Annotated in this window: 24 protein-coding genes and 1 tRNA gene; 20 read left to right on the top strand and 5 right to left on the bottom strand. The window is 70.3% G+C overall.

Translation table 11 applies throughout. The features are described from left to right. Positions 1–22 precede the first annotated feature (22 nt). The 5 genes from ACT1U9_RS15125 (at position 23) to ACT1U9_RS15145 (ending at position 4219) form a co-directional block, all read left to right on the top strand. A complete protein-coding gene (locus tag ACT1U9_RS15125) occupies positions 23–1501 on the top strand; it encodes a replication initiator (RefSeq protein WP_444538805.1) in 1479 nt (492 codons plus the stop codon). Further along, entirely contained in the window at positions 1498–1701 is a 204-nt protein-coding gene (locus tag ACT1U9_RS15130) for a helix-turn-helix transcriptional regulator (RefSeq protein WP_444538806.1), read from the top strand. Before ACT1U9_RS15125 ends, ACT1U9_RS15130 begins: the two co-directional genes overlap by 4 nt. Continuing rightward, a complete protein-coding gene (locus tag ACT1U9_RS15135) occupies positions 1695–2735 on the top strand; it encodes a site-specific integrase (RefSeq protein WP_444538807.1) in 1041 nt (346 codons plus the stop codon). Before ACT1U9_RS15130 ends, ACT1U9_RS15135 begins: the two co-directional genes overlap by 7 nt. Continuing rightward, the gene (locus ACT1U9_RS15140) at positions 2732–3085 is read left to right on the top strand and encodes a hypothetical protein (protein WP_444538808.1); all 354 of its coding nucleotides are present in this window, start codon (positions 2732–2734) and stop codon (positions 3083–3085) included. Before ACT1U9_RS15135 ends, ACT1U9_RS15140 begins: the two co-directional genes overlap by 4 nt. 393 nt (positions 3086–3478) lie before the next feature. Further along, the gene (locus ACT1U9_RS15145; RefSeq protein WP_444538809.1) at positions 3479–4219 is read left to right on the top strand and encodes a DnaB-like helicase N-terminal domain-containing protein; all 741 of its coding nucleotides are present in this window, start codon (positions 3479–3481) and stop codon (positions 4217–4219) included. A gap of 200 nt (positions 4220–4419) precedes the next feature. Here ACT1U9_RS15145 and ACT1U9_RS15150 read toward each other — a convergent pair. Next, positions 4420–4506, bottom strand: a tRNA-Ser gene (locus ACT1U9_RS15150). A 471-nt stretch (positions 4507–4977) separates the two neighbouring features. On the opposite strand from ACT1U9_RS15150, the gene ACT1U9_RS15155 reads away from it, so the two are divergent. Next, entirely contained in the window at positions 4978–5835 is an 858-nt protein-coding gene (locus tag ACT1U9_RS15155) for a helix-turn-helix domain-containing protein (protein ID WP_444538810.1), read from the top strand. A gap of 187 nt (positions 5836–6022) precedes the next feature. Here ACT1U9_RS15155 and ACT1U9_RS15160 read toward each other — a convergent pair whose 3' ends face one another. Beyond that, entirely contained in the window at positions 6023–7606 is a 1584-nt protein-coding gene (locus ACT1U9_RS15160) for a S1C family serine protease (protein ID WP_444538811.1), read from the bottom strand. A gap of 315 nt (positions 7607–7921) precedes the next feature. On the opposite strand from ACT1U9_RS15160, the gene ACT1U9_RS15165 reads away from it, so the two are divergent. The 3 genes from ACT1U9_RS15165 to ACT1U9_RS15175 all read left to right on the top strand — a co-directional run bounded on the left by ACT1U9_RS15165 (position 7922) and on the right by ACT1U9_RS15175 (position 10651). Further along, complete coding sequence (locus ACT1U9_RS15165; RefSeq protein WP_444538812.1) at positions 7922–8749, top strand: glycerophosphodiester phosphodiesterase; 828 nt, start codon at positions 7922–7924, stop codon at positions 8747–8749. 98 nt (positions 8750–8847) lie between these two features. Then, positions 8848–9483, top strand: a complete 636-nt coding sequence (locus ACT1U9_RS15170) for an ATP-binding protein (RefSeq protein ID WP_444538813.1) — start codon at positions 8848–8850, stop codon at positions 9481–9483. 178 nt (positions 9484–9661) lie between these two features. Then, positions 9662–10651 (top strand): DUF5926 family protein, encoded by a 990-nt coding sequence (locus tag ACT1U9_RS15175; RefSeq protein ID WP_444538814.1) that lies wholly within the window; start codon positions 9662–9664, stop codon positions 10649–10651. 217 nt (positions 10652–10868) lie between these two features. On the opposite strand, the gene ACT1U9_RS15180 is transcribed toward ACT1U9_RS15175, so the two are convergent. Both ACT1U9_RS15180 and ACT1U9_RS15185 read right to left on the bottom strand, forming a co-directional pair. Then, positions 10869–11510 carry a hypothetical protein gene (locus tag ACT1U9_RS15180; protein WP_444538815.1) on the bottom strand — a complete coding sequence of 214 codons (642 nt, stop codon included), beginning with the start codon at positions 11508–11510 and terminating at the stop codon, positions 10869–10871. Between the two features lie 242 nt (positions 11511–11752). Continuing rightward, positions 11753–12475 (bottom strand): bifunctional DNA primase/polymerase, encoded by a 723-nt coding sequence (locus ACT1U9_RS15185; protein ID WP_444538816.1) that lies wholly within the window; start codon positions 12473–12475, stop codon positions 11753–11755. Positions 12476–12897: 422 nt separating this feature from the next. Between ACT1U9_RS15185 and ACT1U9_RS15190 the strand changes: the two genes are divergently transcribed. Both ACT1U9_RS15190 and ACT1U9_RS15195 read left to right on the top strand, forming a co-directional pair. Next, entirely contained in the window at positions 12898–14397 is a 1500-nt protein-coding gene (locus ACT1U9_RS15190; RefSeq protein WP_444539114.1) for a PP2C family protein-serine/threonine phosphatase, read from the top strand. 102 nt (positions 14398–14499) lie between these two features. Beyond that, positions 14500–15981, top strand: a complete 1482-nt coding sequence (locus ACT1U9_RS15195) for an aminopeptidase P family protein (protein WP_444538817.1) — start codon at positions 14500–14502, stop codon at positions 15979–15981. Between the two features lie 42 nt (positions 15982–16023). On the opposite strand, the gene ACT1U9_RS15200 is transcribed toward ACT1U9_RS15195, so the two are convergent. Then, complete coding sequence (locus tag ACT1U9_RS15200) at positions 16024–16488, bottom strand: ATP-binding protein (protein WP_188276616.1); 465 nt, start codon at positions 16486–16488, stop codon at positions 16024–16026. A gap of 283 nt (positions 16489–16771) precedes the next feature. Between ACT1U9_RS15200 and ACT1U9_RS15205 the strand changes: the two genes are divergently transcribed. The 9 genes from ACT1U9_RS15205 (at position 16772) to ACT1U9_RS15245 (ending at position 26521) form a co-directional block, all read left to right on the top strand. Next, on the top strand, positions 16772–17620 hold the full coding sequence (locus ACT1U9_RS15205) for a hypothetical protein (RefSeq protein WP_444538818.1): 849 nt from the start codon (positions 16772–16774) through the stop codon (positions 17618–17620). A gap of 143 nt (positions 17621–17763) precedes the next feature. Next, positions 17764–18498, top strand: coding sequence for a YcnI family copper-binding membrane protein (locus ACT1U9_RS15210; protein WP_444538819.1), 735 nt, complete (start codon positions 17764–17766; stop codon positions 18496–18498). A 39-nt stretch (positions 18499–18537) separates the two neighbouring features. Next, positions 18538–19194 carry an SCO family protein gene (locus ACT1U9_RS15215; RefSeq protein WP_444538820.1) on the top strand — a complete coding sequence of 219 codons (657 nt, stop codon included), beginning with the start codon at positions 18538–18540 and terminating at the stop codon, positions 19192–19194. Continuing rightward, complete coding sequence (locus tag ACT1U9_RS15220; protein WP_444538821.1) at positions 19191–19649, top strand: copper chaperone PCu(A)C; 459 nt, start codon at positions 19191–19193, stop codon at positions 19647–19649. The genes ACT1U9_RS15215 and ACT1U9_RS15220 overlap by 4 nt, the downstream gene beginning before the upstream one ends. 21 nt (positions 19650–19670) lie before the next feature. Continuing rightward, positions 19671–21590 carry a copper resistance protein CopC gene (locus ACT1U9_RS15225; RefSeq protein WP_444538822.1) on the top strand — a complete coding sequence of 640 codons (1920 nt, stop codon included), beginning with the start codon at positions 19671–19673 and terminating at the stop codon, positions 21588–21590. A gap of 11 nt (positions 21591–21601) precedes the next feature. Then, complete coding sequence (efeB, locus tag ACT1U9_RS15230; protein ID WP_444538823.1) at positions 21602–22867, top strand: iron uptake transporter deferrochelatase/peroxidase subunit; 1266 nt, start codon at positions 21602–21604, stop codon at positions 22865–22867. A gap of 50 nt (positions 22868–22917) precedes the next feature. After that, positions 22918–23853, top strand: coding sequence for a prephenate dehydratase (gene pheA, locus ACT1U9_RS15235; protein ID WP_444538824.1), 936 nt, complete (start codon positions 22918–22920; stop codon positions 23851–23853). A gap of 563 nt (positions 23854–24416) precedes the next feature. Continuing rightward, on the top strand, positions 24417–25706 hold the full coding sequence (serS, locus tag ACT1U9_RS15240) for a serine--tRNA ligase (protein WP_444538825.1): 1290 nt from the start codon (positions 24417–24419) through the stop codon (positions 25704–25706). Continuing rightward, the gene (locus ACT1U9_RS15245; protein ID WP_444538826.1) at positions 25703–26521 is read left to right on the top strand and encodes an HAD family hydrolase; all 819 of its coding nucleotides are present in this window, start codon (positions 25703–25705) and stop codon (positions 26519–26521) included. The genes serS and ACT1U9_RS15245 overlap by 4 nt, the downstream gene beginning before the upstream one ends. The last annotated feature ends 48 nt before the right edge of the window (positions 26522–26569 follow it).

The following is a 26569-nucleotide window of genomic DNA, read 5'->3' on the forward strand; positions in this document are numbered from 1 at the left end:
CAGCGAAAGGAGTACCCGTCTCATGGCCCCCGCCGCCCGCCCCCGCGCCCTGCGCCTGCCGCACGTGTCCAGCCTCGCCGTGCGGGACCTCATCGAGCTGGCCAGTACCGACACCTTCGACGCCGTTACCGAGCAGATCCGCAATCTGGGGGGCTGCGCCAGTCCGGTCAACCTCACCGGCTTCACTGAGCACCAGCATGCCGACACCAAGGAACGGGTGCGGTTCTACTCCTCCAGCCAGGAACCCACCGGCCGCCTGCTCACCGCCTGCGGCAACCGCCGCTCCTCGCGCTGCCCGGCCTGCTCGCGCCTGTACGCGGCCGACACGTTCCACCTCATCCGTGCAGGACTGTGCGGCGGAAAGAACGTCGAAGAAACGATTCGCTCCCACCCGCGCGTCTTCGTCACCCTCACCGCCGCCTCCTTTGGCCCGGTCCACAATCGCCGCACCACCACCGGCACCCCGCGCCGCTGCGCCTGCGGCACCCGCCACCAGGAGGACGCGCCCGAACTCGGCACCCCTCTGCGCCCGGCCTCCTACGACTACGCGGGCGCAGTGCTGTGGAACGCCCACGCAGGGGACCTCTGGGGCCGCTTCACCACCTACCTCCGCCGTGAACTCGCCGCCCACTTCCGCATGACGCAGAAGGCGTTCAACGCCGCCGTACGGCTCTCCTTCGCCAAGGTCGCCGAGTACCAGAAGCGCGGCCTGGTCCACTTCCACGCCGTCGTCCGTTTCGACGGCCCCGACGGACACACCACCGCCCCGCCCCCCTGGGCCACCGTGGACGCGTTCAAATCTGCGGTTCCCCACGCGGCCCGCCGGGCCTGGTTCACCCTCGCCTCCGACGCCACCGGAGATCGCATCATCCGCTGGGGTAACCGGATCGACGTACGCGAGATCAAGGCCCTGGGCGACGGCGAACTCACTGACCACAAGGTGGCCGCCTACGTCGCCAAGTACGCGACCAAGAGCGCGGAAGGCACCGGCACCGTAGACCGCACCCTGATGTGCCGCCTCTGCAACGGGCGCGGCCACGTCAAGGCTCCTGACGGCTTCTGGGACGTGTGCGAGTACTGCGAGGGGACCGGACAGGCCGAACCCATCAAGAACCTGGCCGTCAAGCACCACGTACGGCAGATGATCCGCACCGCCTGGAACCTCGGCCACTTGCCCGAGTTCGCCCACCTCAAGCTCTGGAAGTGGGCCCACATGCTCGGCTTCCGGGGGCACTTCTCCACCAAGTCCCGGGCCTACTCCACCACCCTCGGTGCCCTCCGCGACATCCGCCGCGCCTGGCGCATCGCTCAGGCCGACCGCGCCCGCGCCGGACACCCCACCCCCAATGAGGAAACCACCTTCGTCGTCTCCCACTGGACCTACATGGGCACCGGCTACCGCCCCGGCGAACAGTTTCTCGCCGCCCAGACACGCCACGAAATCGCGCTTGCCCTCGACCACGCCGAACGGATCAAGACCGAAGGGGAGGACTGGCAGTGACTACCACATCCTCCAGGAGTGACCACAAGCTCACCCTGGCCGAAGCCCTCGACGAGATCGGCATGTCCAGGGCCGCGTTCTACCGGATGCGCGCCCGTGGCAAGGCCCCCCAGTGCCTCAAAATGCCCAACGGGCAGATACGCGTGCGCCGTTCGGACCTGGACGCCTGGTGGGCAACCTGTGAGGTGCCCGCATGCTGACATACGACGTGAAGATCTGGAGCATCCGCAAGCGCGACAAGGCCACGCCCTACCAACTCCGCTGGCGCGTCGGCATCCGGCCATTCTCCAAGAGCTTCAAGATCAAGGCACAGGCGGACGGCCGCCGGTCCGAACTCCTCACCGCGCTGCGCAACCGTGAGCAGTTCGATACGGAGACCGGTCTTCCCGCATCCGAGACGCAGGCGCTCAAGTCGCCCAGTTGGTTCGCGCACACCTTGGCATACACCGAGATGAAGTGGCCTGGCGCCTCGGCCAAGCACCGCGCGAGCATCGCTGACGCCCTCTCGACAGTGACGCCCCGGCTCGTCAAGGACAGCCGGGGTGCCCCGGCCCCGAAGGTGCTCCGGGCGGCGCTGTATTCCTGGGCCTTCCGCTTCGTCCTGGACGACGAAGGGGCATGGCGTCGGCGCCTGGACGTGGCGACTCCTCCTGAGGACATCGCGGCGGCCCTCGCCTGGATCGGGCGGAAGTCCATGGACATCACCAACCTGAACACCCCTGCCGTGACCCGTTCGGCGCTCGACGCGCTCACGTTGAAGCTCGACGGCAAACCGGCCGCTGACAACACGGTGAAACGCAAGCTGACCGTGTTCAGCAACTGTCTGCGGTACGCCGTAGAGCGTGAGGTCCTGGCGACGTTCCCCCTCTCCAAGGTGGACTGGACGGCCCCGGAGACTGACGACGAAATCGACTTCCGGTACGTCCCTGGCCCCAAGCTCGCACGGAAGCTGATCGACGCTACGGCCAGTCAAGGTGCCCGTGGTCGGCATCTCAGAGCGTTCTTCGGCTGCCTCTACTACGCGGCCAATCGCCCTGGTGAGGCGACCAGCCTCCGTGAGGAGGACTTCACCCTTCCCGAAGAGGGCTGGGGGAAGTGGTGCTGTCTACCAGCACGCCGCGCGTCGGCTCAGCCTGGACGGACACCGGCGAGTCCTTCGACACGCGCGGCCTCAAGAAGCGGGCCCGGAAGGCAACGCGCTCCGTACCGATCCCGCCCGTCCTGGTCGGCATGATTCGCGAGCACATCAAAGAGTTCGGGGCCGCCGAGGACGGACGACTGTTCCGCGCGGTCCAGGGCGGCCACCTGCTGTCCAAGGAGTACGGGGAGGTGTGGAAGGCAGCCCGACTCGCAGCGCTCACCGAGTCCGAAGCCGAGTCCCCCTTGGCCGACGTGCCGTACTCCCTGCGGCACGCTGGCGTCTCCCTCTGGCTTGAGTCCGGCGTCTCCCCTGCGGAAGTCGCCCGGCGAGCGGGCCACAGCATCGCGGTCCTCTTCCGCTTCTATGCCAAAGCCATTCATCGCAATCAGCAGCAGTCGAACGATCAGATCGGCCGAGCTCTTGAAGCTGCTGACGAGACGTAGGCAAGCCCTGCCACCACAGCGACCATGGCGCCGCCTTGCCCACATCAGGCACGGCGGCGCCTTCGCGGTTCACGATTGGCCCCAGACCTACTTTCCCAGTAGATCGTGGAGCAGGGCGACGACCACAACAGCCACTCCAAGTGCCGCGCCCAAAGCTGGGTTGTGCAGCACCAAGTAGACCGTGATGGTCCCGACAAGCATGAGCAGAAGAGTGCGTGTGCTGATCTGGTCCATTTCGCCTTCCATGTAGGTGACTTAGATCCAGACTCAGTGGGTCTCTGGCCGAGTTGACGCCTTCTGACAATCGCTCTGCGATCCCTTACAGTCCCTGACAGGCCATGACGCTAGGTGACACCATGGATGACACCAGGCAGGACGGCTAGGGGGTAGCGGGTGGCACAGTGGCTGATGCCGGATCTACCTGAAGGACCTCTCCGAACCTTCAACCGCGAGCTCCATGACCTGCACCGCAAGGCGGGATATCCCTCGGCTCGCAAGCTCTATCTAGCCGTGGGCAAGATAGTGAGTCACACCAAGATCCATCACGCCTTCACGAAGCCCTTCCTGCCTTCGTGGGGCGTGGTCGATGTGGTTGTCGAGCAGTTGGCCCTCCAGGCCCGTCCGCGCCTCGTTGCTGAAGTCGAGATCAACCGCTTCAAACGCCTGTGGGACAGAGCACACGCCGAGGGCGCCAATGTGTCGCCATGTACTGATAGCGCAGCGACAGCACGCACACCCACTCCTGGCAGGGTGCCCCCTACCTTCCGGGCAGGGATTGAGGTCAACCCGAACAGGCTGATCTGGGATGCGATCACCGACCTACACAAGGCAGGAAAGCCCGTGGGCGTTCCCCAGGTCGCCGCCGAGCTCGATCGACGCGGTCAGCTGGAGCTCTGCGGCGGTGAGGACTACCTCTTCGAGTCCGTGAAGGTCGCCATCAAGGGGGCTTACGAGGCAGGAATGAGCCTTAAGGACTTCGCTCTCATGAACGCACGCAAGGTGCGGGTCGCCTCATTGGCACGCAAGGAACTGCTTGCTTCACTGATCGAACCCGACTCGGATCCCGACCGCGTCCGCAGAGCGTTTGACCGGGTCACTGAGCTGCATCCGCACTGGGTGCGTGGACAGAGCTAGGGACCTTCGCTTCATCAGCGGCTCGACAACGACGCGTCTTCCGCCATTACCCCAATGGGCACCCGAATCGGTCCACACCGGGTCCACACACCATGATCCAAAGCGCAACAGAGGCGGATCAAAGTGAGACAGGCGCCATGCGAAAGGGGCGCCCCGGAAACGGGACACCCCTTCTGACCAGCACACACGCTGATCTGCTGCGGTGGGTGTGGGATTTGAACCCACGGTGACATCGCTGCCACGACGGTTTTCAAGACCGTTCCCTTAGGCCGCTCGGGCAACCCACCCTCGCTCCGGGCCGACCGGCGGCGGAGCGACTACAGACTAGCGGAGGGCGGGGCGGCGGCGGGGAGGGGCCAGTTCAACGGGCCCCAGTTCCCGTAGCCGGTCGCGGTGGAGTACACGCCCACGATCAGACTCGTGCCCGGCCGTCCCAGTACCAGCCGCAGTAGCCGCCGCTCTGCGTGGGGCCGTACGCCCAGGAGTTGGCTCCGGCGGCGCCGTCCGTGGAACTAGGGGGCCGGTGCGGTGCTCGCTTCGGGTGCTCGCACCGCACCGGCCAAGGTGGAAGCACCAGCGTCGTCCCGCGCCGCACCGCCCGGATTGTTCGAATGCGACCTGATTCGGACGGCCGGCGTCCGGCTCCCGCGTCGCGCTCCCGCCGCAGCACGACCCAGATTTGACCCGCCGCCGCATTGTCGCCGTGCGCGCGCCGGTGCAGCATCTCCCTGTCTCGGACAGGGGGTACGAGCGTGTCCATGCCACAGGACTCCGCGCACGGCCGGCCGGTGCTCACCCGCGTACTCGCCGCTCCCGGCCTGCGGGACACCGTCCGCTCGTACGCCGGGTACGCCTACGACCGGGACTCCCCGCAGCGGCGGATGGTCCTGCCGGACACCCTCGCCACCATCAGCCTCGGCCTCGGCGGCGGCATCGTGCGGACGGACAGCATGGTGGATCCGGCCGACTCCGTCAGCGCGCTGTCCCGGGCGGCCCTGCCGGTCATGAACGCGATGATCGGCCACCACGAGGGCGGGGTCCGGGGTGTCGTGGTGCGGATGACGCCCATGGGCGCGTACCGGCTCTTCGGCGTGCCCATGTGCGAATGGGATCTGCCCCATCTCGATCCGGTCCATCTGCTGCCGCGCGTACTTCGGTATCTCCCCGAGCAGTTGGAGGAGGAGGCCGACTGGGGCGAGCGGTTCCGGACGCTGGACCGGGTCCTGCTGCCGCTGCTCGAACGCGGCCCGGCCGTCGCTCCCGAAGTCGAGTGGGCCTGGCGGGAGTTGAACCGTACCCACGGGCGGGTACGGGTGGCCGAGCTGTCCGCCCGTACGCACTGGAGCATCCGGCATCTGGAGCGCCGCTTCCAGGAACAGGTCGGGCGCCCCCCGGCTGTCATCGCCCGCATCCTGCGCTTCGGCCGGGCGATGCGGCTACGGGAGGCCGGGCGGCCGCTGGCAGAGGTCGCGCACCTCGCCGGGTTCCACGACCAGGCCCACTACAACCATGTGTTCAAGGCCATGACCGGGCTCACCCCGACCCAGGTGCCCGGCAGCCTCGCCGACTGGTCCCCGGTGGACAACCTGCTTCCGGCACCGGCCACGCGCGCATAGCGGCTGGCACCGGCCACGCGCGCGTAGTACCTCTGTCGGCCTCTACGTAGAGCTCGACAGGCCTCTACGTAGAGGCCGTCGAAAGCCGAAAGGGCTCCACGATGAGCGGTTCGTGGAGCCCTCCGGCTTATCGGCGCACCGCGCCCATCGGCTCGCCGACGTCAGTTGACGCCGCCAGTTGCCGCCGTCAGCTGTCGCCCTTGCGCTCCCCCAGCGTGACCGTGACCGTCGTCTCCTTGCCGTCCCTCTGGTACGTCAGCTGCACCTGGTCGCCGGGCTTGTGCGTCCAGATCTCGCTGATCAGGGTCGGACCGCCGTCGATCACCGTGTCGCCGAACTTGGTGATGACGTCACCGGGCTTGAGGCCCGCCTTGTCGGCCGGGCCGCCCGCCACGACCGCCGCCGAGCCGCCGGCCGCCTGCGGGGAGATCTTGGCGCCCTGGCCCTTCTCGTCCATGGCGACCGTCGCGCCGATCACCGGGTAGACCGGCTGACCGGTCTTGATCAGCTGCTCGGCGACGTTCTTCGCCTCGTTGACCGGGATCGCGAAGCCGAGGCCGATCGAGCCCGCCTGCGACTGGCCGAAGCCGCCGCTGCCGGCCGACTGGATCGCCGAGTTGATGCCGATGACCGCACCGCGCGAGTCGAGCAGCGGACCGCCCGAGTTGCCCGGGTTGATGGAGGCGTCGGTCTGCAGGGCGCTCATGTACGACGACTTCGAGTTGCCGCCGTCACTGGAGGACACCGGGCGGTTCTTGGCGCTGATGATGCCTGTGGTGACCGTGTTGGAGAGGCCGAACGGTGCGCCGATCGCGATCGCGGAGTCGCCGACGGCGACCTGGTCGGAGTTGCCCAGGGAGAGCGGCACCAGGTTGGCCGGGGCGTTCTTGAGCTTGATGACGGCCACGTCGTAGCCCTGCGCCCGGCCGACCACCTCGGCGTCGTACTTCTTGCCGTTGGAGAACGTCGCCGTCAGCTTGCCGCTGCTCGCGGCGGACGCCACCACGTGGTTGTTGGTGAGGATGTGGCCCTGCTTGTCGTAGACGAAGCCGGTGCCGGTGCCGCCCTCGCCGTCGCCGCCCTGTGCCTCGATCGTCACGACGCTCGGCAGCGACTTGGCGGCGACCGCCGCGACCGTGCCCGGGTCGCGCTTGAAGTCCTTCGGGGTGTCGGAGGCCGAGACGGTGGTCGAGCCCGACGAGCTGTCCTCGCGGTCCGCCGCCCAGTAGCCGATGGCCCCGCCGACGCCGCCCGCGACCAGCGCGGCCACCAGGACGGCCGCGACCAGACCGCCGCCACGCCTGCGCGGCGCCTGCGGCTCGGGCAGGGGAGCGCCCCAGACGGGCCCGCCGCCCTGACCGCCACCGGTCCCGCCGCCGTACGCGGGCAGCGCGGGCGGGGGCGGCGGCCAGCCACCGGCCGCCTGGGCGTGCGCCCCGTCATGTCCTTCGGCGCCGGGCACCGGTCCGGGCAGCTGCGCGGTGACGGGCTCCTGCGCGTGCGTGGCGGTCGTCTCCGACATCGCGTGCGTGGCGGCCGTCTCCGGCGGCGCCTCCTGCGCGGGCTGCACCGCGGTCTGCTCCGGGCCCACCGCGGCCTGGACCGCGGTCTCGGCCTCGCTCCCGGCCTGGGCGGCAGGCTGAGCAGCGGGCCGGCCCTCGGCCCGTACCGACTCCTCGGACGTCACGGCGGGGACGGGAGGCGCGGGCGGTGCTGACGACGGGGCAGGCGGGACGGCCGGGACCGCGGTGCCCTCGTTCTCGGTGCTCACAGCTCTCTCTCCTCGGTTCCACTCGGTCTCGGGGTCGGCACGATCGGTACGGTCGCTCCGTTGCTCGTACGGTCGCTGCGTCGCTCGGTACGGTCGCTACATCGCGGCGTGGGGACGGCGCCACCGACCATGGTGCGCCAGGGGTCCGACAATCGCGTAGTTCGACTGTGCGGACATGTGCACATGTCAGGGCTCAGCTTTTCCCACAACCTGTCGGGCCACTGTAAGCAGGACCTGTGTATCCATGCCCTGCGCCGTGTCCGTGCCCACGTCACCAGTCGCCCGTACGCACCCGCGCAGTGGCACGATGACGCGGTGACCCAAGCACGGCAGCACGACAGGCATTCCTCCCACCGGGCCTCCATCCAGGTGGTGGCCCACCGGGGCGCGTCCGAGGACGCGCCCGAGCACACCCTGGCCGCGTACATGAAGGCCATCGAGGACGGCGCCGACGCCCTCGAATGCGACGTCCGGCTCACCGCCGACGGCCATCTGGTCTGCGTCCACGACCGGCGCGTCAACCGCACCTCCAACGGCCGCGGCGCCGTCTCCGCCCTGGAGCTCTCCGAACTCTCGGCCCTGGACTTCGGCTCCTGGAAGGACAGCGAGGAGAGCCCGGACTGGGGCGACCCGTCCTTCACCTCGGTCCTCACCCTGGAGCGGCTCCTCGAACTCGCCGCCGACGCGGGCCGCCGCATCGAGCTGGCCATCGAGACCAAGCACCCCACCCGCTGGGCCGGGCAGGTCGAGGAGCGGCTGCTGCATCTGCTGAAGCGGTTCGGCCTCACCGATCCGCCGCCCGCCGGGGAGAGCTCGCCCGTACGCATCATGAGCTTCTCGGCGCGATCGTTGCACCGGGTCGCGGCGGCCGCGCCGGACATTCCGACCGTCTACCTGATGCAGTTCCTCTCGCCCCGGCTGCGCGACGGACGGCTGCCCGCGGGCGCCGGGATCGCGGGTCCGGGGATGCGGATCGTGCGCAATCACCCCGGCTACATCGCACGGCTGCACGCGGCGGGCCACAAGGTGCACGTCTGGACGGTGAACGAGCCGGAGGACGTCGAGCTGTGCGTACGCCTGGGGGTGGAGGCGATCATCACCAACCGCCCGAAGCAGGTGCTCCAGCAGCTCGGACGCCTCTGAAAGCGCCCCTGTAGCTGCCCGCTTCCTCACCCGCGTCACCAGTAATACTGGTGACAGGGAGTGCACCGGCGCGTTCGGTCCGTATTCGATCGTTACGAGTGCGTCACCAGACGCCGGTTGGCCGGTTTCCGGTCCAGTCCATTGGGGCATCCACACCGTGGCGTGGGGTGAAGGAGGTCTCGGGGGTGGCGTTGGTGGTGGCACAGGAGGTGCCCACGTCGTCGAGCATGGCCGTGCCCCACGGCCCTGCGGGCGTGGGCAAGGCGAGACACCGGATGCGTGAGCAACTGCTCGGCAGCGGCGTGTCGGAGCCCGTCGTGGACGATGCCGTACTGGTCCTGTCCGAACTGCTCAGCAACGCCTGCCGGCACGGCAGGCCACTGGGCCGAGCCGACGTCGGCGACGGCGACGTGCGGGCGGCCTGGCGTATCGACAAGGCGGGTCGCCTCACCGTCGAGGTGACGGACGGCGGGGGCCCGACCCGACCCATTCCGGCCACGCCTTCGGTGACCGCACGTGGCGGCCGGGGTCTCAACATCATCAGCGCGCTCGCCCAGGACTGGGGCGTACGGGACAGCGCGTCCGGAGAGGTCACGGTCTGGGTGATCATCACCGCCGGGCCGGGACACGGCCACGGCCGCGACAACGGACACGCGCCGACCGCGGACGGCCTCGTCGCGCGCGTGGCACCACTCGGCTTCGACTTCGCGGACGTGTTCGACGACCGCGACTGAGCCGCGCGCCGGGGTACGCGACGGCGACCGGGCCCCGCACCGCGCAACGGGGGCGCCCGCGACCGAGCCCCGCGCCACCCGTCTCCGACTGTGCCGTACGCCGTGGGCCATCCCGTACGGCTAGGCTCGCGCCCGACACAGCGACACCGCACCACCGCAGTCGGGAGAGAGCCACACCATGGCCAAGAAGCGCCCCCAGACCAAGGCCGCTCAGCGTCAGTCAGCCCCTCCGGGGCGGGCCCAGCTCATCGATGGTGAGATTCCGGTCGTCGGCGCCCGGGAGCCCTGCCCCTGCGGCTCCGGCCGCCGCTACAAGGCCTGCCACGGCCGCGAGGCCGCGCACGCCGTGACCGAGCTGGTCCAGCGCCCGTTCGAGGGCCTGGCGGGCGAGTGCGACTGGGTCGCGCTGCGCGAGCTCGTCCCGGCCGCGACCGTCGAGCTGACCCTGAAGGACGGGCTGCCCGAGGGCGTGCCGTCCGTGGCGCTCGCGACCGTCCTGCCGATGGCGTGGCCCGCGCTGCGCCGCGACGACGGCTCGGTGCTGCTCGGACTGCAGAACGACACGCCGTCCGGCGACATCAGCCGCGACCTCGCGGACACGCTCACGCGCGCGTTGGCGGCGGAGCCGGGTACGCCGGTGGCCGCCCAGCGCGTCGACCCGCAGGGCCCCCGCCTCCAGGACCTGCTGGACGCGTCCGCCCCGTTCGAACCCGCCGTGCACAGCGGCTTCGAGTTCTGGGTGCCGGACTCCGAGAACGCCACCCCCGAGGTGACCGCGTCCCTGGAGCGCGCCAACGCGGCCGCGATCCCGACCGTACGACTCACGTCGGTCGACTCGTCCTACTGGTGCGAGACGCCCGACAAGAACCACCTCCGGTGGGTCATGCCGCACCCCGAGGAGCGGCTTCTGGACGCGCTCGCCCGGCTGCACGCGGCGGGCACCTCCTCGCTCGGCGAGGGCACCCGCCTCGTCGGCTCCTTCCGGGCGCACGGCCTGACCGTGCCCGTCTGGGACCTGCCGAGCGCGATGACCGCCGAGGACTGCGAGAAGCCGGCCGCCGCGTTCGCGGAGCGTCTGGCGGGTGCGCTGGCGGTCGACGCGCCGCTCACGCCGGAGGAGCGCAGGGCGCGCGGCGGTCTCACCAACCGCCAGGTGACCCTCAGCTGAGAGTGACCAGTCCTGTCACGGGATGGGTGACCCGCGTCACAACTCCCGGTAGTCGCAGATAAATCGGTGTCCGAATTACCGAGATCGAATTTGCGAATGGCAGATCTCTTGTTACCGTTCTAAGAGCCCGGTCGCTGGTGCATCCCCCGTCGCCAGCGATCGGGCCCTTCCATTTCTTCTGCCGGTTCCCCGCCGCGTCCACGTGCGGGCCGCCCGCTCAACGAGCCGAGGCCGCCGCAGAGTTGGCCGCCCCGTCGGGTGCATTGGAGCCGGACCTCAGCAGCAGAGGCGCGTCGTCGCCCTCTTCGGCGAACTCCGCGACCGCCGAGTACGCGCCAGGTTTTCCCCGCGCCGGTTCCCTCGGCGTCTCGCATGTCCCCGGCTGGTCCCCCGCCGACACGGCACAGTTCGTCTGTACGGTGTGGCCGCGCGGCCCCATCAGGGTGAGCACCGAGCGCAACCGCCCGCCCGTGGCGTTGCGGTAGTACGTGCGCGCCCAGGCGTCCCGGCCCTCGGTGAGCACACAGGTCTGCGCCTCGACGCCCTCGGGCGAGACGAGTTCGGGCCCGCACCGCGCGGCGGCCTCACGCACGGCCGACCCGGCGTCACGCCCGCCCTCGCGCAGAGCCGCCCCCGCCAGGCCACCCCCACGCGCGCGTGGCGACGGCTTCGCGTCACCCCGAACGGCCCCGCCATTTCGCACGGCTCCGGCGCCACCGGGTGCGGCTTCCGGGTCACCGGGCCCCTTGGACCGCGCGGGCTCGGGCTCGGGCCCGTCGGCGGGACCGGCCGAGGCCACCAGTGGCAGCAGCACCGAACACACCACCACGGCGCCGATACCGATCATGCGGAGGTTCATGGCTGCCGGCCCCTCACGTGGAATTCCTGCGGTCGGCCGAAGATATCGACGGGAACCGGGCGCCCGGTTCTCCGCGCGCCCATTTCCCCTGCAAGTCGGGCGCTCTCACACCCGAACGAGTGACACCGGGCTCCCTCGGGAACCCGGCGCCCGCCCCATTCGCTGAACTCAGTACGCGAGCAGGGCCTCCGCCTCCCCGCTCGCCGAATACCGACCGGTCCACGACCGGTCCATCAGCAGGCTCAGTACGCGAGCCGTGACCCACCGTCCGGCGCGCTGGTCGAGGCCGCGACCAGCGCGTCCACCACCGCCTCCACGTCCGGCAGCCAGGGCGCGGCGGTTCCGGGCCGGGGGTTCGTCCCGTTCGTACGAGGCCGGGCGCCCGGCTGAGGAGCCCGTTCCCAGCGCACCTGCCCCTTGCCCGTCTCGGACGGGGGCAGCACCAGATATCCGCCCTCTCCGTGAAAGCGGAGCGAACTCGGCACCCAGTCCTTGGAGTAGAGGAGGTCACCCAGACGTTCCATCGAGTACGGAGCCACCAGCAGCGACCACCGGGTGGGGGTCGCCACCACCGGGCCGAGCCGGACGCGCATCTCGTCGAGCGCGACCAGCGCCCGCGCCCCGGCGACGGCTGGGAGGCTCAGCGCGCACGGCGCCCTGCCGCCGGTCGCGAGGAGTACGGGCGCGCCGGGGCGGTTGGTCCACCACCAGCGCACCAGGCGCTCATCCGTCGACGCCGCGAGCAGTCCCGGGTCGAAGGGGTGCGCCCCCGGAACGGCGCACTCGGGGTCGGGACAGGCACAGCCACGGCCCCGGTCACCGCGGCCACCGGCCGCTTTCAGTCCCACACCTGGGAGTACGGGCCATTTCCACTCGGTCGCGCAGGTCAGCGCGGCGCCAAGCTGAGCAGCCCTTTCACTGCGCCGGAACCGGAGCCTGCGTCGCCTTCCGAGGATCTCGCGCATGAGCGCTCGTTCCTTTCCGTTGAACGCCGAGGTCCACATCACACCATGTGTGCATCACTTCACTGCGCGTACATGCTCTATGAGCTCTGCGAGCCTGCGGTACGGGTAACCCGTCAGGATCGAGCGTGGGCTGTGACCATTAAACGCATGGCGAGGGGTGGCGTGCGCCTGGCGCTTGCCGGCCCTTGTGCAAAAACCCCGCCACTCGGGGATGGGGCGCGACCGTCGACTGTTGAGACGCCCTGGCCCGCCGCCGGGTTCCGGGACACCGTCAACTGCCCCTGGCCATCACCGAGTACGTACCCCGCACGCTCGATATGACGCGCTCTTGAACGCCCTCAGTCGACCCCAGAGATGGGCCATAGGGGGCAATTTTCCGCCAAGTTGAACACCCCATGGACACCAACAATCCCGCTATGACAATGCTGGACATCCCCTCACTTGTGCGTGTACATCTGGATGCATTGATGGCGGCGCAGATTGACATGGGGGTTTGCGATGCTATTGAGCGAAATCAGCCGGTCGGAAAGCCGGCTGCCATGAGCGCCCCGCACCTGCCGAAAGTGGCTGGAATCGATCCAGCCGTTCCGCCCCCCGCGCACACTGCCGCGCCTCTGCCCTCATCCGCCTCCGTCGCCCCCGCCGCCCCCGGCGCGGTGATCCAGGACCGGCTCGCCGCCTGGGTCTCCGACCTCACCACGCTGCACGAACTCACCGAACGCCTCTCCCGCACCAACGTTCTCGACGAGGCCCTGGACGAGTTGCTGCGGGCCGGTGCCGCGCTGGTCGGCGCCCGCCGCGGCCTGGTCGCACTCGAACCCGCCGACGGGCTCGGCCCCGCCGTCACCACCGGCCTCGGCCTCGCCCACGCCGACCTCGGCCACATCGAGACCGTCCCGCGCAGCGCCACCCCGTACGGCAGGATCCTCGACGGACTCCCGGACGCCGACGGCGGCTGCGACCTGGTCGGCGACGTGGAAGCGGACGGGCTCGATCCGCGCCATCGCGAGGTCGCCGCCCGGCTCGGCTACGCCGCCAGCTACGCGCTGCCGCTCGCCACCGACACGGCGGGCCGCCTCGGCGCGGCGGTCTGGCTCTACGACGAGCCCGCCGAGCCCGACGAGCGCCGCCGCCACCTCGTCGGTCTCTATCTGCGCCAGGCCTCCGAGCATCTGGCCCGCCTTGTCGAGCTGGAGCGCGCGCGGACGCGGCTCGCGACCGTCGCCGAGGAACTGCTGCCGAGCCGGCTCCCGCGCGTGGCCCGCGTACAGCTGGCCGCGCGCCATCGCACCGGGCCGCGCGGCGGCGGCGACTGGTACGACGCGCTGCCGCTGCCCGAGGGCGCGCTCGGCCTCGCGGTCGGGTCCGTCACCGGGTCCGGGCCGAGCGCCGTCGCCGCGATGGGCCGGCTGCGGGCAAGCCTGCGGGCGTACGCGGTGATGGAGGGCGAGGACCCGGTCGCCGTCCTCTCCGACCTCGAACTGCTGCTGCGGCTGACCGAACCGGCCCGCTCGGCGACCGCGCTCTTCGCCTACTGCGAGCCCGCGCGCGGCAAGATCGTGCTGGCCGGGGCCGGGCACGCGCCACCGCTGATCGTCGGCGAGCGCCGCACCGAGTACGTGGAGACCTCGCTCTCCGCGCCCCTGGGAATGCTGGCGTGCTGGGAGGCGCCCAGCGTGGAGCTCCAGCCCGCGTCCGGAGAAACGGTGCTGCTGTACACCGACGGGCTGCTCCACCGCACCGGCGAACCGATGGACCGCGCCTTCGCCCGCCTTCACGCGGCCGCCGCGAGCGTCCCGAAAGCGGCCCGCGAGGACCCGGGCGCGATCGCCGACCACGTACTGCGAACCGTGCTCCCGGACGGCCTGGACACGGCCGACGGCGACCACGACGTGGTCCTCCTCGCGGCGCGATTCGAGTAACGCGCGCGTACACGGTGTAACGGGCCCTAGGGCCCTGGACGGCTTTCGGCCCGCCCGTACGATGGACGGAGGTCCAATGTCGTACTAAGTGGAGGCAGACCCGTGGCCGAGCAGCTCACGCCGGAGACCCCGGAAGAGTCGGAAGAGCAGCCGATCCAGCAGCGCAAGAACGGCCTGTACCCGGGCGTGTCCGACGAGCTGGCCGAGAACATGAAGTCCGGCTGGGCCGACACCGAGCTGCGCGGGCTCGCGCCGATCGCCCAGGCCGCCCACACCGCCGACCGGCGTGCCGCGCTCTCCGCGCGCTTCCCCGGCGAGCGCCTGGTGATCCCCGCGGGCAACCTGAAGACCCGCTCGAACGACACCGAGTACCACTTCCGCGCCTCGACCGAGTACGCGTACCTGACCGGCGACCAGTCCGAGGACGGCGTGCTCGTCCTGGAGCCCAAGACCTCCCCGGATGGGACGAGCAGCCACGAGGCGACCATTTACCTGCTGCCGCGCTCCAACCGCGAGAACGGTGAGTTCTGGCTGTCGGGCACCGGCGAGCTGTGGGTGGGCCGGCGCCACTCCCTGGCCGAGGCCGAGCAGCTGCTCGGGCTGCCCGCGAAGGACGTCCGCGAGCTGGCCCCCGCGCTCACCGAGGCCACCGGCCCGGTGCGCGCCGTGCGCGGCCACGACGCGTCGATCGAGGCGGCGCTGACCGACAAGGTCACCGCCGAGCGCGACGAGGAGCTGCGGGTCTTCCTCTCCGAGGCGCGCCTGGTGAAGGACGCGTTCGAGATCGCCGAGCTGCGCAAGGCGTGCGACTCGACCGCGCGCGGCTTCGAGGACGTCGTCAAGGTCCTGGACCGGGCCGAGGCGACCAGCGAGCGCTACATCGAAGGAACGTTCTTCCTGCGCGCCCGCGTCGAGGGCAACGACATCGGCTACGGCTCGATCTGCGCCGCCGGCCCGCACGCCACCACCCTGCACTGGGTGCGCAACGACGGCGCCGTGCGCTCCGGCGAGCTGCTGCTGCTCGACGCCGGCGTCGAGACCACCGAGCTGTACACCGCCGACGTGACCCGCACGCTGCCGATCAACGGCACGTTCTCACCGCTCCAGCGCAAGATCTACGACGCGGTGTACGAGGCCCAGGAGGCGGGCATCGCGGCGGTCAAGCCGGGCGCCCCCTACCGCGCCTTCCACGACGCCGCCCAGCGCGTGCTCGCCGAGAAGCTCGTCGAGTGGGGCCTGTGCGGTGACCTGGACGTCGAGAAGGTCCTGGAGCTCGGCCTGCAGCGCCGCTGGACCCTGCACGGCACCGGCCACATGCTCGGCATGGACGTCCACGACTGCGCCGCCGCGCGCACCGAGACGTACGTCGCGGGCGACCTGGAGCCGGGCATGTGCCTGACCGTCGAGCCCGGTCTGTACTTCCAGGCCGACGACCTGACCGTGCCCGAGGAGTACCGGGGCATCGGCGTCCGGATCGAGGACGACATCCTCGTCACCGAGGACGGCAACGAGAACCTGTCGGCCTCCCTGCCGCGTCAGGCCGACGAGATCGAGGCGTGGATGGCCCAGGTCAAGCAGGGCTGACCAGCCTGATCACCTAGTTGGTCCCGCCGGAAGGGGCGCCGCTCAGGACACCTTGAGCAGCGCCCCTTCCCGCCATTTCAGGATCTTGTCGAAGCTCACCACCGCGCCTCTGCCCGGGCGGTTGCCGAAGTGGACGTGGTCGGCGAGCTGTTCGATCAGACAGAGCCCTCTGCCGTTCTCGGCCATGCTGCTGCCCAATGTGCTGTTCATCCGCGCTGCGGTGCGACGGCCTCGTCGTACGGGAAAGCCCGGCCCCGAGTCTGCGACCTCGATACGGCATTTCTCGCCGTCCAGATACGCGGTCACCCGGTAGGCCGCCGAGGTGCCGGATCCGTCGTCCCCGCCGTGCTCGACCGCGTTGGCGCACGCTTCACCGAGTGCGACCGACAGGTCGTAGGAGATGTCCGGATCGACCCCAGCGGTCTCCATGGTGCCGAGCAGAAGGCGACGTGCGAGCGGAACGCTCGCGGCCTCGCGCCGCAAATGGAGTGACCACCAGATGCTCATGCTCCAGCCTCCTGGCTGCGGCTCGACATACCCCTACGTATTGCCGCAACCCGTGGGTCGTAAGCGCGAACTTGACGTGATAGCGCTCATTCGGCGGATGCGAACACCCAATGCGCCGGTGTATGGGCGCCGGGTGAGGGGCAGTAGCGGCCGCCCCACCAGGGCGCCGTCGGGCGCCCGCCGAGACCGGGACACTCGGCACGGATGTGATCATCACAGGAATACGGAACCTTGTGGACCTGCCGTATGGAGGCGGTAAGCCCAGTGCGATGATGGCCCCGCCATGTCTGCCCGACACGCCCGACACACACACGCAGGCGCCGGTCTCCGGCTGCTGAGGGCCGCGCTGTTCGCCGCGGTCTGCGTCGTGCTGTCCGCGCTCGGGCACGTCCTGGCCGCCTGCGCGACCGTCCCGTGGTGGACGCTGCTCGCCGGGTTCCTCGGGGTGTTCGCGGTCGCCGCGCCGCTCGCCGGGCGGGAGCGCTCGCTCGCGTCCATCGCGGGCGCGCTGGCCGCCGGACAGCTCGGCCTGCACAGCCTCTTCGGCATCGGCCAGCACACCGCGGCCGTCTCCGGCGACGGGTCCACCGGCGACATGTCGCTGCTGAGGCTCGCCGCCAAGCTCGTCTGCGGCCCCACGGCCGCCGCCCAGCTGACGGCGTCGGACGCCCGGCGGATCGTCACCGACGCGGGTCTGCGCCCGCCGCCCGGTGCCGCCGCGCCCGCGCACGAGTCGATGGCGGGCATGGCCTCCATGCCGGGGATGACCGGCCAGGCCTCGGCCCACACCGTCGTCGCCGGACTGCTGCCGTCGCTGCCCATGCTGCTCGGCCACCTGCTGGCCGCGCTGCTCACGGGCTGGCTGATGCGGCGCGGCGAGGCCGCGCTCTTCCGCCTGGCGCGGCTCTCCGCCGAAGCGGCCACCGCCGCCGCACACGGGGCGTGCGTACGTTCCCTGCGCGCCGCTCTCGCGCTCGTACGGGCGCTGCGCGCCGGTCTGCCCGGCGCTCCCGGGCACGGCCCGCGCGTACCGCTGGCGCAGCTCGCCGTCCCCCTGCCGTCGGCCGGGGACGCACTCCAGCACTCGGTGATCAGGCGCGGGCCGCCCTCGGCGTTCGCCCTCGCAGCCTGACGCGGCCCACTCCCGTACGACCGGACGACTCACGTCCCGTACATCCGACGACACCTGTCGCAGGAGTGGTGCCGTGGAGCCCAGCGCATCGCGCGCGTGGGCCGTCCCCACACACCTTCCTGCTCACTGGAGTGTCTTCCGACATGAACGTTTCCCGTCGTCTCGCCGTCGCCGGTGCCGTCGCCGCCTCGTCCGTCCTGGTCCTCGCGGGCCCGGCCTTCGCGCACGTCAGCGTCCAGCCCGAGGGCGCGGCCGCGAAGGGCGGCTACGCCGTCGTCAACTTCAAGGTCCCCAACGAGCGCGAGGGCGCCCAGACCGTGAAGCTGGAGGTCAACTTCCCGGCCGACCACCCGCTGGCCTCCGTGCAGCCCGAGGCGCTGCCCGGCTGGACCGTCGAGGTCACCAAGTCCAAGCTCGACAAGCCGCTGACCATGCACGGCAAGCAGATCAACGAGGCCGTCACCAAGGTGACCTGGAGCGGCGGCAAGATCGAGTCCGGCTACTTCCAGAAGTTCCCGCTCTCCATCGGCGCGCTGCCCACCGACACCGACCAGCTGGTCTTCAAGGCCGTCCAGACGTACAGCAACGGTGAGACCGTCCGCTGGATCGAGGAGCAGAAGCCGGGCGCCGAGGAGCCGCAGAACCCGGCCCCGGTGCTCGCGCTCTCCGCCGCGACCGGCGACCACCACGGCGGCGCGGCCAGCGCGTCCGACGACAAGAAGACGGACGACATGGCCGGTCACGACAAGAAGACCGAGGCCTCGTCCGACTCCAAGAGCAGCGACAACACGGCCCGGGTGCTCGGCATCGTGGGCATCGTCGTGGGTGTCGCCGGTGTGGCCTTCGGTGTCCTCGCGGGACGCCGCCGGGCCGCGTAATCCCGCCCAAGACCCGTCCTCGAACGGAAAAATTCCCCCATGCGCACCAAGTACGCGCCGGCTGCCATCGCATTCGCGGTGGCGGCGGCGCTCACCCTGACCGCGTGCGGCGGAGGCGACGACAAGGCCAAGAGCCCTGTCGCCGACGTCTCCACCGACGCCGACAGCAACAAGGCCGGCACCGTGCTCGACCGGCCGTTCACCAAGCCGGACTTCGTCCTGACCGACACCCAGGGCAAGAAGTTCGACTTCCGTGAGCGGACCAAGGGCAAGCCGACCCTCATCTACTTCGGCTACACCAACTGCCCCGACGTGTGCCCGCTCACGATGAGCAACATCGCCATCGCCAAGAAGCGGCTGCCCAAGGCCGACCAGGACAAGCTCCAGGTCGTCTTCGTCACCACCGACCCCGAGCGGGACACCCCCGATTCGCTCGGCAAGTGGCTCAAGGCGCAGGACCCGTCGTTCATCGGTCTGACCGGCGACTTCCCGACCATCCAGGCCGGGGCCCGCTCGATCGGCATCGGGATCGACCCGGCGACGAAGAAGGACGGCAAGGTCGTGTCGATGCACGGCGCCCAGGTCATCGCCTTCTCGCCCAAGACCGACCAGGGATACGTCCTGTACGGCGACACCGCCACCGCCGAGGACTACACCAAAGACCTTCCGAAGATCATTACTGGAGAAAACCCGTGAACCGCCGCACCACCCTCGTCGCCGCGATAGCCCTGACCGTCGGGCTCGCGCTGACGGGCTGCTCGTCCGACAGCTCCGACAGCAAGCCGAGCCTGAAGGTCAGCCAGGCCTTCATGCCGGAGCCGGTGAGCGCCGACATGGCCGGTGGCTTCCTGGTCGTGAAGAACGACAGCAAGACCGCCGACAAGCTCACCAAGGTCACCAGTGACATCTCCGACGACGTCACGATCCACGAGACCAAGAACCAGAAGATGCAGGAGGTGAAGTCCTTCGACATCCCCGCCAACGGCCAGCTGAACCTCGAACGCGGTGGCAGCCACATCATGTTCATGGCTCTGAAGAAGAAGCCGAAGCAGGGCGAGAAGGTCTCCATCGAGCTGCACTTCGAGAAGGCCGACCCGGTCAAGGTCGAGCTCCCGGTGAAGGAAACCACCTACAACCCGAAGCACCACTGAGGGATGAGGGACTGACAGACGATGACGGCCACCGCCCCACGCTTCGGAACCGCGCCGACCCGGCTGCTGCTGATCGCGGCCGCCCTGTTCGGCGCGCTGTTCGCGACCGCGGCCCCCGCCTCGGCGCACGCCGCGGTCACCGCGACCAACCCGAAGGACGGGGCGGTGGTCGCCACCGCCCCCAAGGACGTCGACCTCACCTTCTCCGAGCAGGTCGCGATGGACAACAAGTCCATCCGCGTCCTGGACCCGACCGGCAAGCGCGCCGACACCGGCGAACTGCTCAACCTGTGCGCCGGCTCCGTCGTCAAGTACGGCGTCGGCCTGCGCGACGGGCTGCCCAAGGGCACCTACACCGTGGCCTGGCAGGCCGTCTCGGCGGACAGCCACCCGGTCGCGGGCGCCTTCACCTTCTCCATCGGCGCCCCCTCCAAGACCACCGTCTCGCTGTCGTCGCCGGACGTCGGCGGCGGTCTCGTCGGGACCCTGTACGACACCATGCGCTACGCCTCGTACGCCGGTTTCATCCTGTTCACCGGCGGCGGCGTCTTCATCCTGGGCTGCTGGCAGCGCGGCGCCACCGTGCGTCCGGTGCAGCGCCTCGTCGTCGGCGGCTGGCTGGCGATGACCGCGGCCACCATCGCGCTGCTGCTCCTGCGCACCCCCTACACCACCTCGGGCCAGCTCTCCGACGCCTTCGACCTGGACGGCCTCAAGGCGGTCCTGCAGACCAAGTCGGGTGCCGCGCTGAGCTCCCGGCTGCTGCTGCTCAGCGCCGCCGCCCTGTTCATCTCGGTCCTGTTCGGCGCGTACGCCAAGCGCGAGGACGAGGAGAAGAAGGACCTCACGTACGGGCTCGCCATCGGCGGATTCGTGGTGGCGGCCGGAATCGCCGCGACCTGGGCGCTCGCCGAGCACGCCTCGACCGGTATCCAGACCGCGCTCGCGATGCCCGTCGCGGTGGTGCACCTGCTGTCCATGGCGACCTGGCTGGGCGGCCTCGCGACGCTGCTCATGGCGCTCCATCTCACCCCCGCCGTCGAACGGACGGCGGTGCGGCGGTTCTCACGGATCGCGTTCTGGTGCGTGGTCGTCCTGGTGTCGACCGGCGTCTACCAGGCCTGGCGCCAGCTCGGCTCCTGGTCCGCGCTCACCGGCACCGGCTACGGGCAGCTGCTGCTCGTCAAGCTCGGCCTGATCGCGGTGCTGCTCTCGGCCGCCTACATCTCGCGCCGCTGGACCGGCCGGCTCTCGGAGCACGCCGCCCCGGAGGCCGAGGCGGCCTCGGTCGTCGAGGAGCTCGCGGCCGAGCCGGAGCTGGAGGAGGAGCCCGAGCCGGTCACCGTGCCGGACGACTCCGCCGACCCCAAGCGCGCCCGTCAACTGGCCCGGCAGCAGGCCGCGATGACGGTCGCCCGCGAGAAGCGCATCCGTAACGCCGACCCGGAGCGCTCCGGGCTGCGGCGCTCGGTGCTCACCGAGGCCGGGGTCGCGGTGGCGGTGCTCGCCGTGGCGACGATCCTGTCGTCGACCGAGCCGGGGCGTACGCAGGAGGCGGCGGCCGCCGCTCAGGCGACCACGCAGGTGGCCGTGCCGGACCGGCCGATCAGCATCCGCATCCCCTTCGACACCGGTGGCAAGAACGGCAAGGGCACGGTCCGCCTCACCCTCGACCCGGGCCGCACCGGCGCCAACGACATGCACGTCTGGACGGACGACGCCGAGGCCAAGCCGCTGGACGCGCCCGAGGTGAAGGTGTCCTTCACGCTGCCCGCCAAGGCGGTCGGACCGCTGCCCGTCACGCCCGAGCGCATCACCAAGGGACACTGGAGCGCGAGCGGCGTCCAGCTCCCGATGGCAGGCGACTGGCAGGTCTCCGTGACCGTGCGGACCTCCGACATCGACCAGACCACCGTCGACAAGAAGATCAAGATCGGCTGAGTACGGACGACATGAGCAAGACCACCAGCTCCACTCCCGAAGCCCCCGAGACCCTGGACATCTCCCGGCGGCGGCTCCTCGGCACGGTCGGCGCGGCGGGCGCGGCCGGTGTCGCGCTGGGCGCGACGGGCGGCGCGCTCGTCCACGCCGCCGTCGAGTCCCCCTCGGATACCGACGAACTGAGCTCCGTCGGCTCCACCGAGGTCCCGTTTCACGTGAAACATCAGGCGGGGATCTCCACTCCGCTTCAGGCCTGCGGCCATCTGATCGCCTTCGACCTGGCGCCGGGCGCCGGGCGCAAGGAGGCGGCGGCGCTGCTGCGGCGCTGGTCGGCGACCGCGAAGGCGCTGATGGCGGGCGAGCCGGCGGGCAACGACACCGGAGTCGCGCTGGACGCGGGCCCCTCCTCGCTGACCGTCACCTTCGGCTTCGGGCGCACCTTCTTCGACCGTACGGGCCTGGTGGCGCAGCGCCCGGCGGAGCTGGACCCGCTGCCGGACTTCTCCTCCGACGGGCTCGACCCCAAGCGCTCCAACGGCGATCTGTGGGTGCAGATCGGCGCGGACGACGCCCTGGTCGCCTTCCACGCGCTGCGCGCGGTCCAGAAGGACGCGGGCTCCGCCGCCCGGGTGCGCTGGCAGATGAACGGCTTCAACCGCACGCCGGGCGCCACCAAGAAGCCGATGACGGCCCGCAATCTGATGGGCCAGATCGACGGCACCGGCAACCCGAAGTCCTCCGACCGCGACTTCGACAAGCGGATCTTCGTCCCCGACACCGGCAAGCCGGCGTGGATGGCGAACGGCTCGTACGCGGTCGTGCGCCGGATCCGGATGCTGCTGGACGACTGGGAGAAGGTCTCGCTCACCCAGCAGGAGCAGGTGATCGGCCGCAGGAAGGCGAACGGCGCACCCCTTTCGGGGGGTACGGAGACGACCCCGATGCAGCTCGACAAGTTCGGCCCGGACGGCAAGGTGGTCATCCCCGACAACGCGCACGCGCGTATCTCGGCGCCCGAGCAGAACGGCGGTGCGGCGATGCTGCGGCGCGCCTTCTCGTACCACGACGGATTCGCCGAGGACGGGGCGCCGGACGCGGGCCTGCTCTTCGTCGCCTGGCAGGCCGATCCGCTGCGCGGCTTCGTGCCCGTCCAGCGCAAGCTCGACCGGGGGGACGCGCTGTCGGCGTTCATCCGGCACGAGTCGAGCGGCCTGTTCGCGGTGCCGGGCGGGCCGCGCGCCGGGGAGTACGTGGGCCAGCTGCTGCTGGAGTCATGAGCCGCAGCAACGGCCTTCGTGCGTGACGGCGGCGCATTAGGGTGACGAGTATGTCCGCCACGCGATACACCTATCTGGGTCCCGAAGGCACCTTCACCGAGGCCGCCCTGCGTACGCTCCCCGAGGCAGCGACCCGCGAGCTGGTCCCGATGGTGTCCGTTCCCGCCGCCCTGGACGCGGTACGCAACGGGGACGCGGCGGCCGCGCTCGTGCCCATCGAGAACTCGGTGGAGGGCGGGGTCACCGCGACCCTGGACGAGCTGGCCGGCGGCGAGCCGCTGATGATCTACCGCGAGGTGCTGCTGCCGATCGCGTTCGCGCTCCTGGTGCGGCCCGGGACCAAGCTGTCGGACATCAAGACGGTGACCGGGCACCCGGTGGCCCAGCCGCAGGTGCGCAACTGGCTGCGCACGCATCTGCCCGAAGCGCTGTGGGAGTCGGCCGCGTCCAACGCGGACGGCGCACGCCTGGTCCAGGAGGGCCGCTTCGACGCGGCGTTCGCGGGCGAGTTCGCGGCGGCGACGTACGGCCTCGAAGCGCTGGTCACCGAGATCCACGACGCGGAGAACGCGGAGACGCGGTTCGTGCTGGTGGGCCGCCCGGCCCGGCCCGCCGCGCCGACCGGGGCGGACAAGACGTCCGTGGTGATCTGGCTGGGCGACGACCACCCGGGCGCGCTGCTCGAACTGCTCCAGGAGTTCGCCGTACGCGGGGTCAACCTGATGCTCATCCAGTCGCGGCCGACCGGAGCGGGCATCGGCAACTACTGCTTCGCGGTGGACGCCGAGGGCCACATCTCGGACCGGCGCGTCGGCGAGGCGCTGATGGGCCTGAAGCGGATCTGCCCGAAGGTGCGCTTCCTCGGTTCGTATCCGCGCGCGGGCGTGACGCCTGCGGACGTACGGGAGCTGCGCCCCGGGACCTCGGACACCGAGTTCGTCGCGGCGGCGGAGTGGCTGGCACGCAGCCAGGACGGCCGGGCCTGAGCTCAAACCTGGCTGGTCCTACCTGCTGATTTTCGTTGTCCACAAAGTTATCCACAGGCGCGCTTCTCGACCTGTGGGTAAGTCGACAACGCAACCGGACAGAGTCGACAAATACCTCTAGTGACGACGCATCCGTCCACAGAAGACCGGGAGGGGCGATGTCAGCCCAATTCCCTCGATCAACTCTTTAGAGCGAGCAATTCCCACCCGAATGAGTGCGTGGAAGAGCTTCGAACGGGGAATCCTCGGCCGCGCACCCGGCTATGGCATGGATCTTCCGGGTGGTCCACAGGCACTCCCCACACCCTGTGGATAACTTTCCCGACCCGCACACCTCTGTGGACAAGTCCCTTGAGCCACAAGGGATTCCGGTCAACGAAAGTCCGGAAAACACCCCTTTTAAGGAAAAAGCACGGCCTTTATTGACGCCCACCCCGATGTCCGTCCTGGAATTTCTCCACCACATTTCTCAATACGGTCAATTCGGGCAAACCGACACGCGGAACAGGCGTGGCGGGGATATCCGGTGGGGTGCCAGGGATCCGCACCGGTAGCCTGGAGGGGTGATTGACCTTCGCCTGCTCCGTGAGGACCCCGACCGTGTTCGCGCCTCCCAGCGCGCCCGTGGAGAGGACGTCGGCCTCGTCGACGCCCTGCTCTCCGCCGATGAGCGGCGCAGGTCGTCCGGCGTCCGCTTCGACGAGCTGCGCTCCGAGCAGAAGTCGCTCGGCAAGCTCATCCCCAAGGCCTCGCCCGAGGAGCGCGCCGAGCTCCTGAAGAAGGCCGAGCAGCTCAAGGCCGACGTGAAGAGCGCCGAGGCCGAGCAGAACGAGGCGGACGAGGCGGCCAAGCAGCTCCTGCTCCAGCTCGGCAACATCGTCCACGAGGACGTGCCGGTCGGCGGCGAGGAGGACTTCGTCGTCCTGGAGACGCACGGCACCATCCGCGACTTCGCGGCCGAGGGCTTCGAGCCCAGGGACCACCTGGAGCTCGGCGAGGCGCTGGGCGCCATCGACGTCGAGCGCGGCGCCAAGGTCTCCGGCTCGCGCTTCTACTACCTGACCGGCGTCGGCGCGCTCCTGGAGCTCGCCCTGGTCAACGCGGCGATCGCGCAGGCCACCGAGGCCGGCTTCATCCCGATGCTCACCCCCGCGCTGGTCCGCCCGCGCGCCATGGAGGGCACCGGCTTCCTCGGCCAGGCCGCCGAGAACGTGTACCACCTGGAGAAGGACGACTTCTACCTGGTCGGCACCTCCGAGGTCCCGCTCGCGGCGTACCACATGGACGAGATCCTGGACGCGGAGAAGCTGCCGCTGCGCTACGCGGGCTTCTCCCCGTGCTTCCGCCGCGAGGCCGGTACGTACGGGAAGGACACCCGGGGCATCTTCCGGGTCCACCAGTTCGACAAGGTCGAGATGTTCTCGTACGTCCACCCGGACGACGCCGAGGCCGAGCACAAGCGCCTCCTGGACTGGGAGAAGCAGTGGCTGACCGGTCTTGAGCTGCCCTTCCAGGTGATCGACGTGGCCACCGGCGACCTGGGCGCCTCGGCCTCGCGCAAGTACGACTGCGAGGCGTGGATCCCGACGCAGGGCAAGTACCGCGAGCTGACCTCGGCCTCCAACTGCGACAGCTTCCAGGCCCGCCGCCTGTCGGTGCGCATGCGCGACACCGCCGACGGCAAGAGCAAGGTCACCCCGCTGGCGACGCTGAACGGCACGCTCTGCGCGGTGCCGCGCACGATCGTGGCGATCCTGGAGAACCACCAGCAGGCCGACGGCTCCGTGCGGGTCCCGGCCGTGCTCCGCCCGTACCTGGGCGGACGCGAGGTCCTGGAGCCCATCGCCAAGTGAGCACCACCCAGCGGAGTCCGTTCCCGTACAAGCTGATCGCGACCGATCTGGACGGGACGCTGCTGCGCTCCGACGAGACCGTCTCGGAGCGCACCCGTGCCGCGCTCACCGCCGCCACGGAGGCGGGCGCGGCGCACATCGTCGTGACCGGCCGGGCGGTGCCCTGGACCCGGCACATCCTGGACGACCTGGGCTACCAGGGACTCGCGGTGTGCGGGCAGGGCGCGCAGGTTTATCACGCGGGCGAGCACAGACTGCTGACGTCGGTGACCCTGGACCGGCAGCTGGCGGGTCTGGCGCTGTCCAAGATAGAGGCGGAGGTCGGCCCGCTGGCGCTGGCCGCGAGCCGTGACGGGCTCGACGGCGAGGTGCTGGTCGGCCCCGGCTACACGGTCCAGGAGGGCCCGCTGCCGGTCGTCGCGTTCGAGGACATCGCCGAGCTGTGGTCGGCTCCGCTGAACAAGGTCTACATCCAGCACCCCGAGCTCGACGACGACGCGCTGGCGGGGATCGCGCGCCAGGTGGTCGGCAGTCTGGTCGACGTGGTGATGGCGGGCGCGGGCGTGGTGGAGCTGCTGCCGCTGGGTCTGAGCAAGGCGACGGGCCTGTCCCTGGCCGCGCGCCGTCTCGGCTGCCGCTCCACCGACACGATCGCCTTCGGCGACATGCCCAACGACATCCCGATGTTCGGCTGGGCCCAGCACGGCGTGGCCATGGCCAACGCCCACGACGAGCTGAAGGCCGTCGCCCACGAGATCACGGCCTCGAACGAGGACGACGGGATCGCCGTGGTGCTGGAACAGCTGATGCCGTAAGGGCTTCGGCTCGGGTGCCGGGCACGAAATCCAGCGCCTGGAAGGTGC

It is taken from the genome of Streptomyces sp. BR1 (assembly GCF_052373795.1).
Taxonomy (GTDB): Bacteria; Actinomycetota; Actinomycetes; order Streptomycetales; family Streptomycetaceae; genus Streptomyces.

Coding starts and splice junctions, on each gene's coding strand:
- ACT1U9_RS15125 (WP_444538805.1), top strand. CDS start 23: ATGGCCCCCGCCGCCCGCCCCCGCGCCCTGCGCCTGCCGCACGTGTCC.
- ACT1U9_RS15135 (WP_444538807.1), top strand. CDS start 1,695: ATGCTGACATACGACGTGAAGATCTGGAGCATCCGCAAGCGCGACAAG.
- ACT1U9_RS15140 (WP_444538808.1), top strand. CDS start 2,732: ATGATTCGCGAGCACATCAAAGAGTTCGGGGCCGCCGAGGACGGACGA.
- ACT1U9_RS15155 (WP_444538810.1), top strand. CDS start 4,978: ATGCCACAGGACTCCGCGCACGGCCGGCCGGTGCTCACCCGCGTACTC.
- ACT1U9_RS15175 (WP_444538814.1), top strand. CDS start 9,662: ATGGCCAAGAAGCGCCCCCAGACCAAGGCCGCTCAGCGTCAGTCAGCC.
- ACT1U9_RS15180 (WP_444538815.1), bottom strand. CDS start 11,510: ATGAACCTCCGCATGATCGGTATCGGCGCCGTGGTGGTGTGTTCGGTG.
- ACT1U9_RS15185 (WP_444538816.1), bottom strand. CDS start 12,475: ATGCGCGAGATCCTCGGAAGGCGACGCAGGCTCCGGTTCCGGCGCAGT.
- ACT1U9_RS15190 (WP_444539114.1), top strand. CDS start 12,898: ATGCTGGACATCCCCTCACTTGTGCGTGTACATCTGGATGCATTGATG.
- ACT1U9_RS15200 (WP_188276616.1), bottom strand. CDS start 16,488: ATGAGCATCTGGTGGTCACTCCATTTGCGGCGCGAGGCCGCGAGCGTT.
- ACT1U9_RS15205 (WP_444538818.1), top strand. CDS start 16,772: ATGTCTGCCCGACACGCCCGACACACACACGCAGGCGCCGGTCTCCGG.
- ACT1U9_RS15210 (WP_444538819.1), top strand. CDS start 17,764: ATGAACGTTTCCCGTCGTCTCGCCGTCGCCGGTGCCGTCGCCGCCTCG.
- ACT1U9_RS15215 (WP_444538820.1), top strand. CDS start 18,538: ATGCGCACCAAGTACGCGCCGGCTGCCATCGCATTCGCGGTGGCGGCG.
- ACT1U9_RS15225 (WP_444538822.1), top strand. CDS start 19,671: ATGACGGCCACCGCCCCACGCTTCGGAACCGCGCCGACCCGGCTGCTG.
- efeB (WP_444538823.1), top strand. CDS start 21,602: ATGAGCAAGACCACCAGCTCCACTCCCGAAGCCCCCGAGACCCTGGAC.
- pheA (WP_444538824.1), top strand. CDS start 22,918: ATGTCCGCCACGCGATACACCTATCTGGGTCCCGAAGGCACCTTCACC.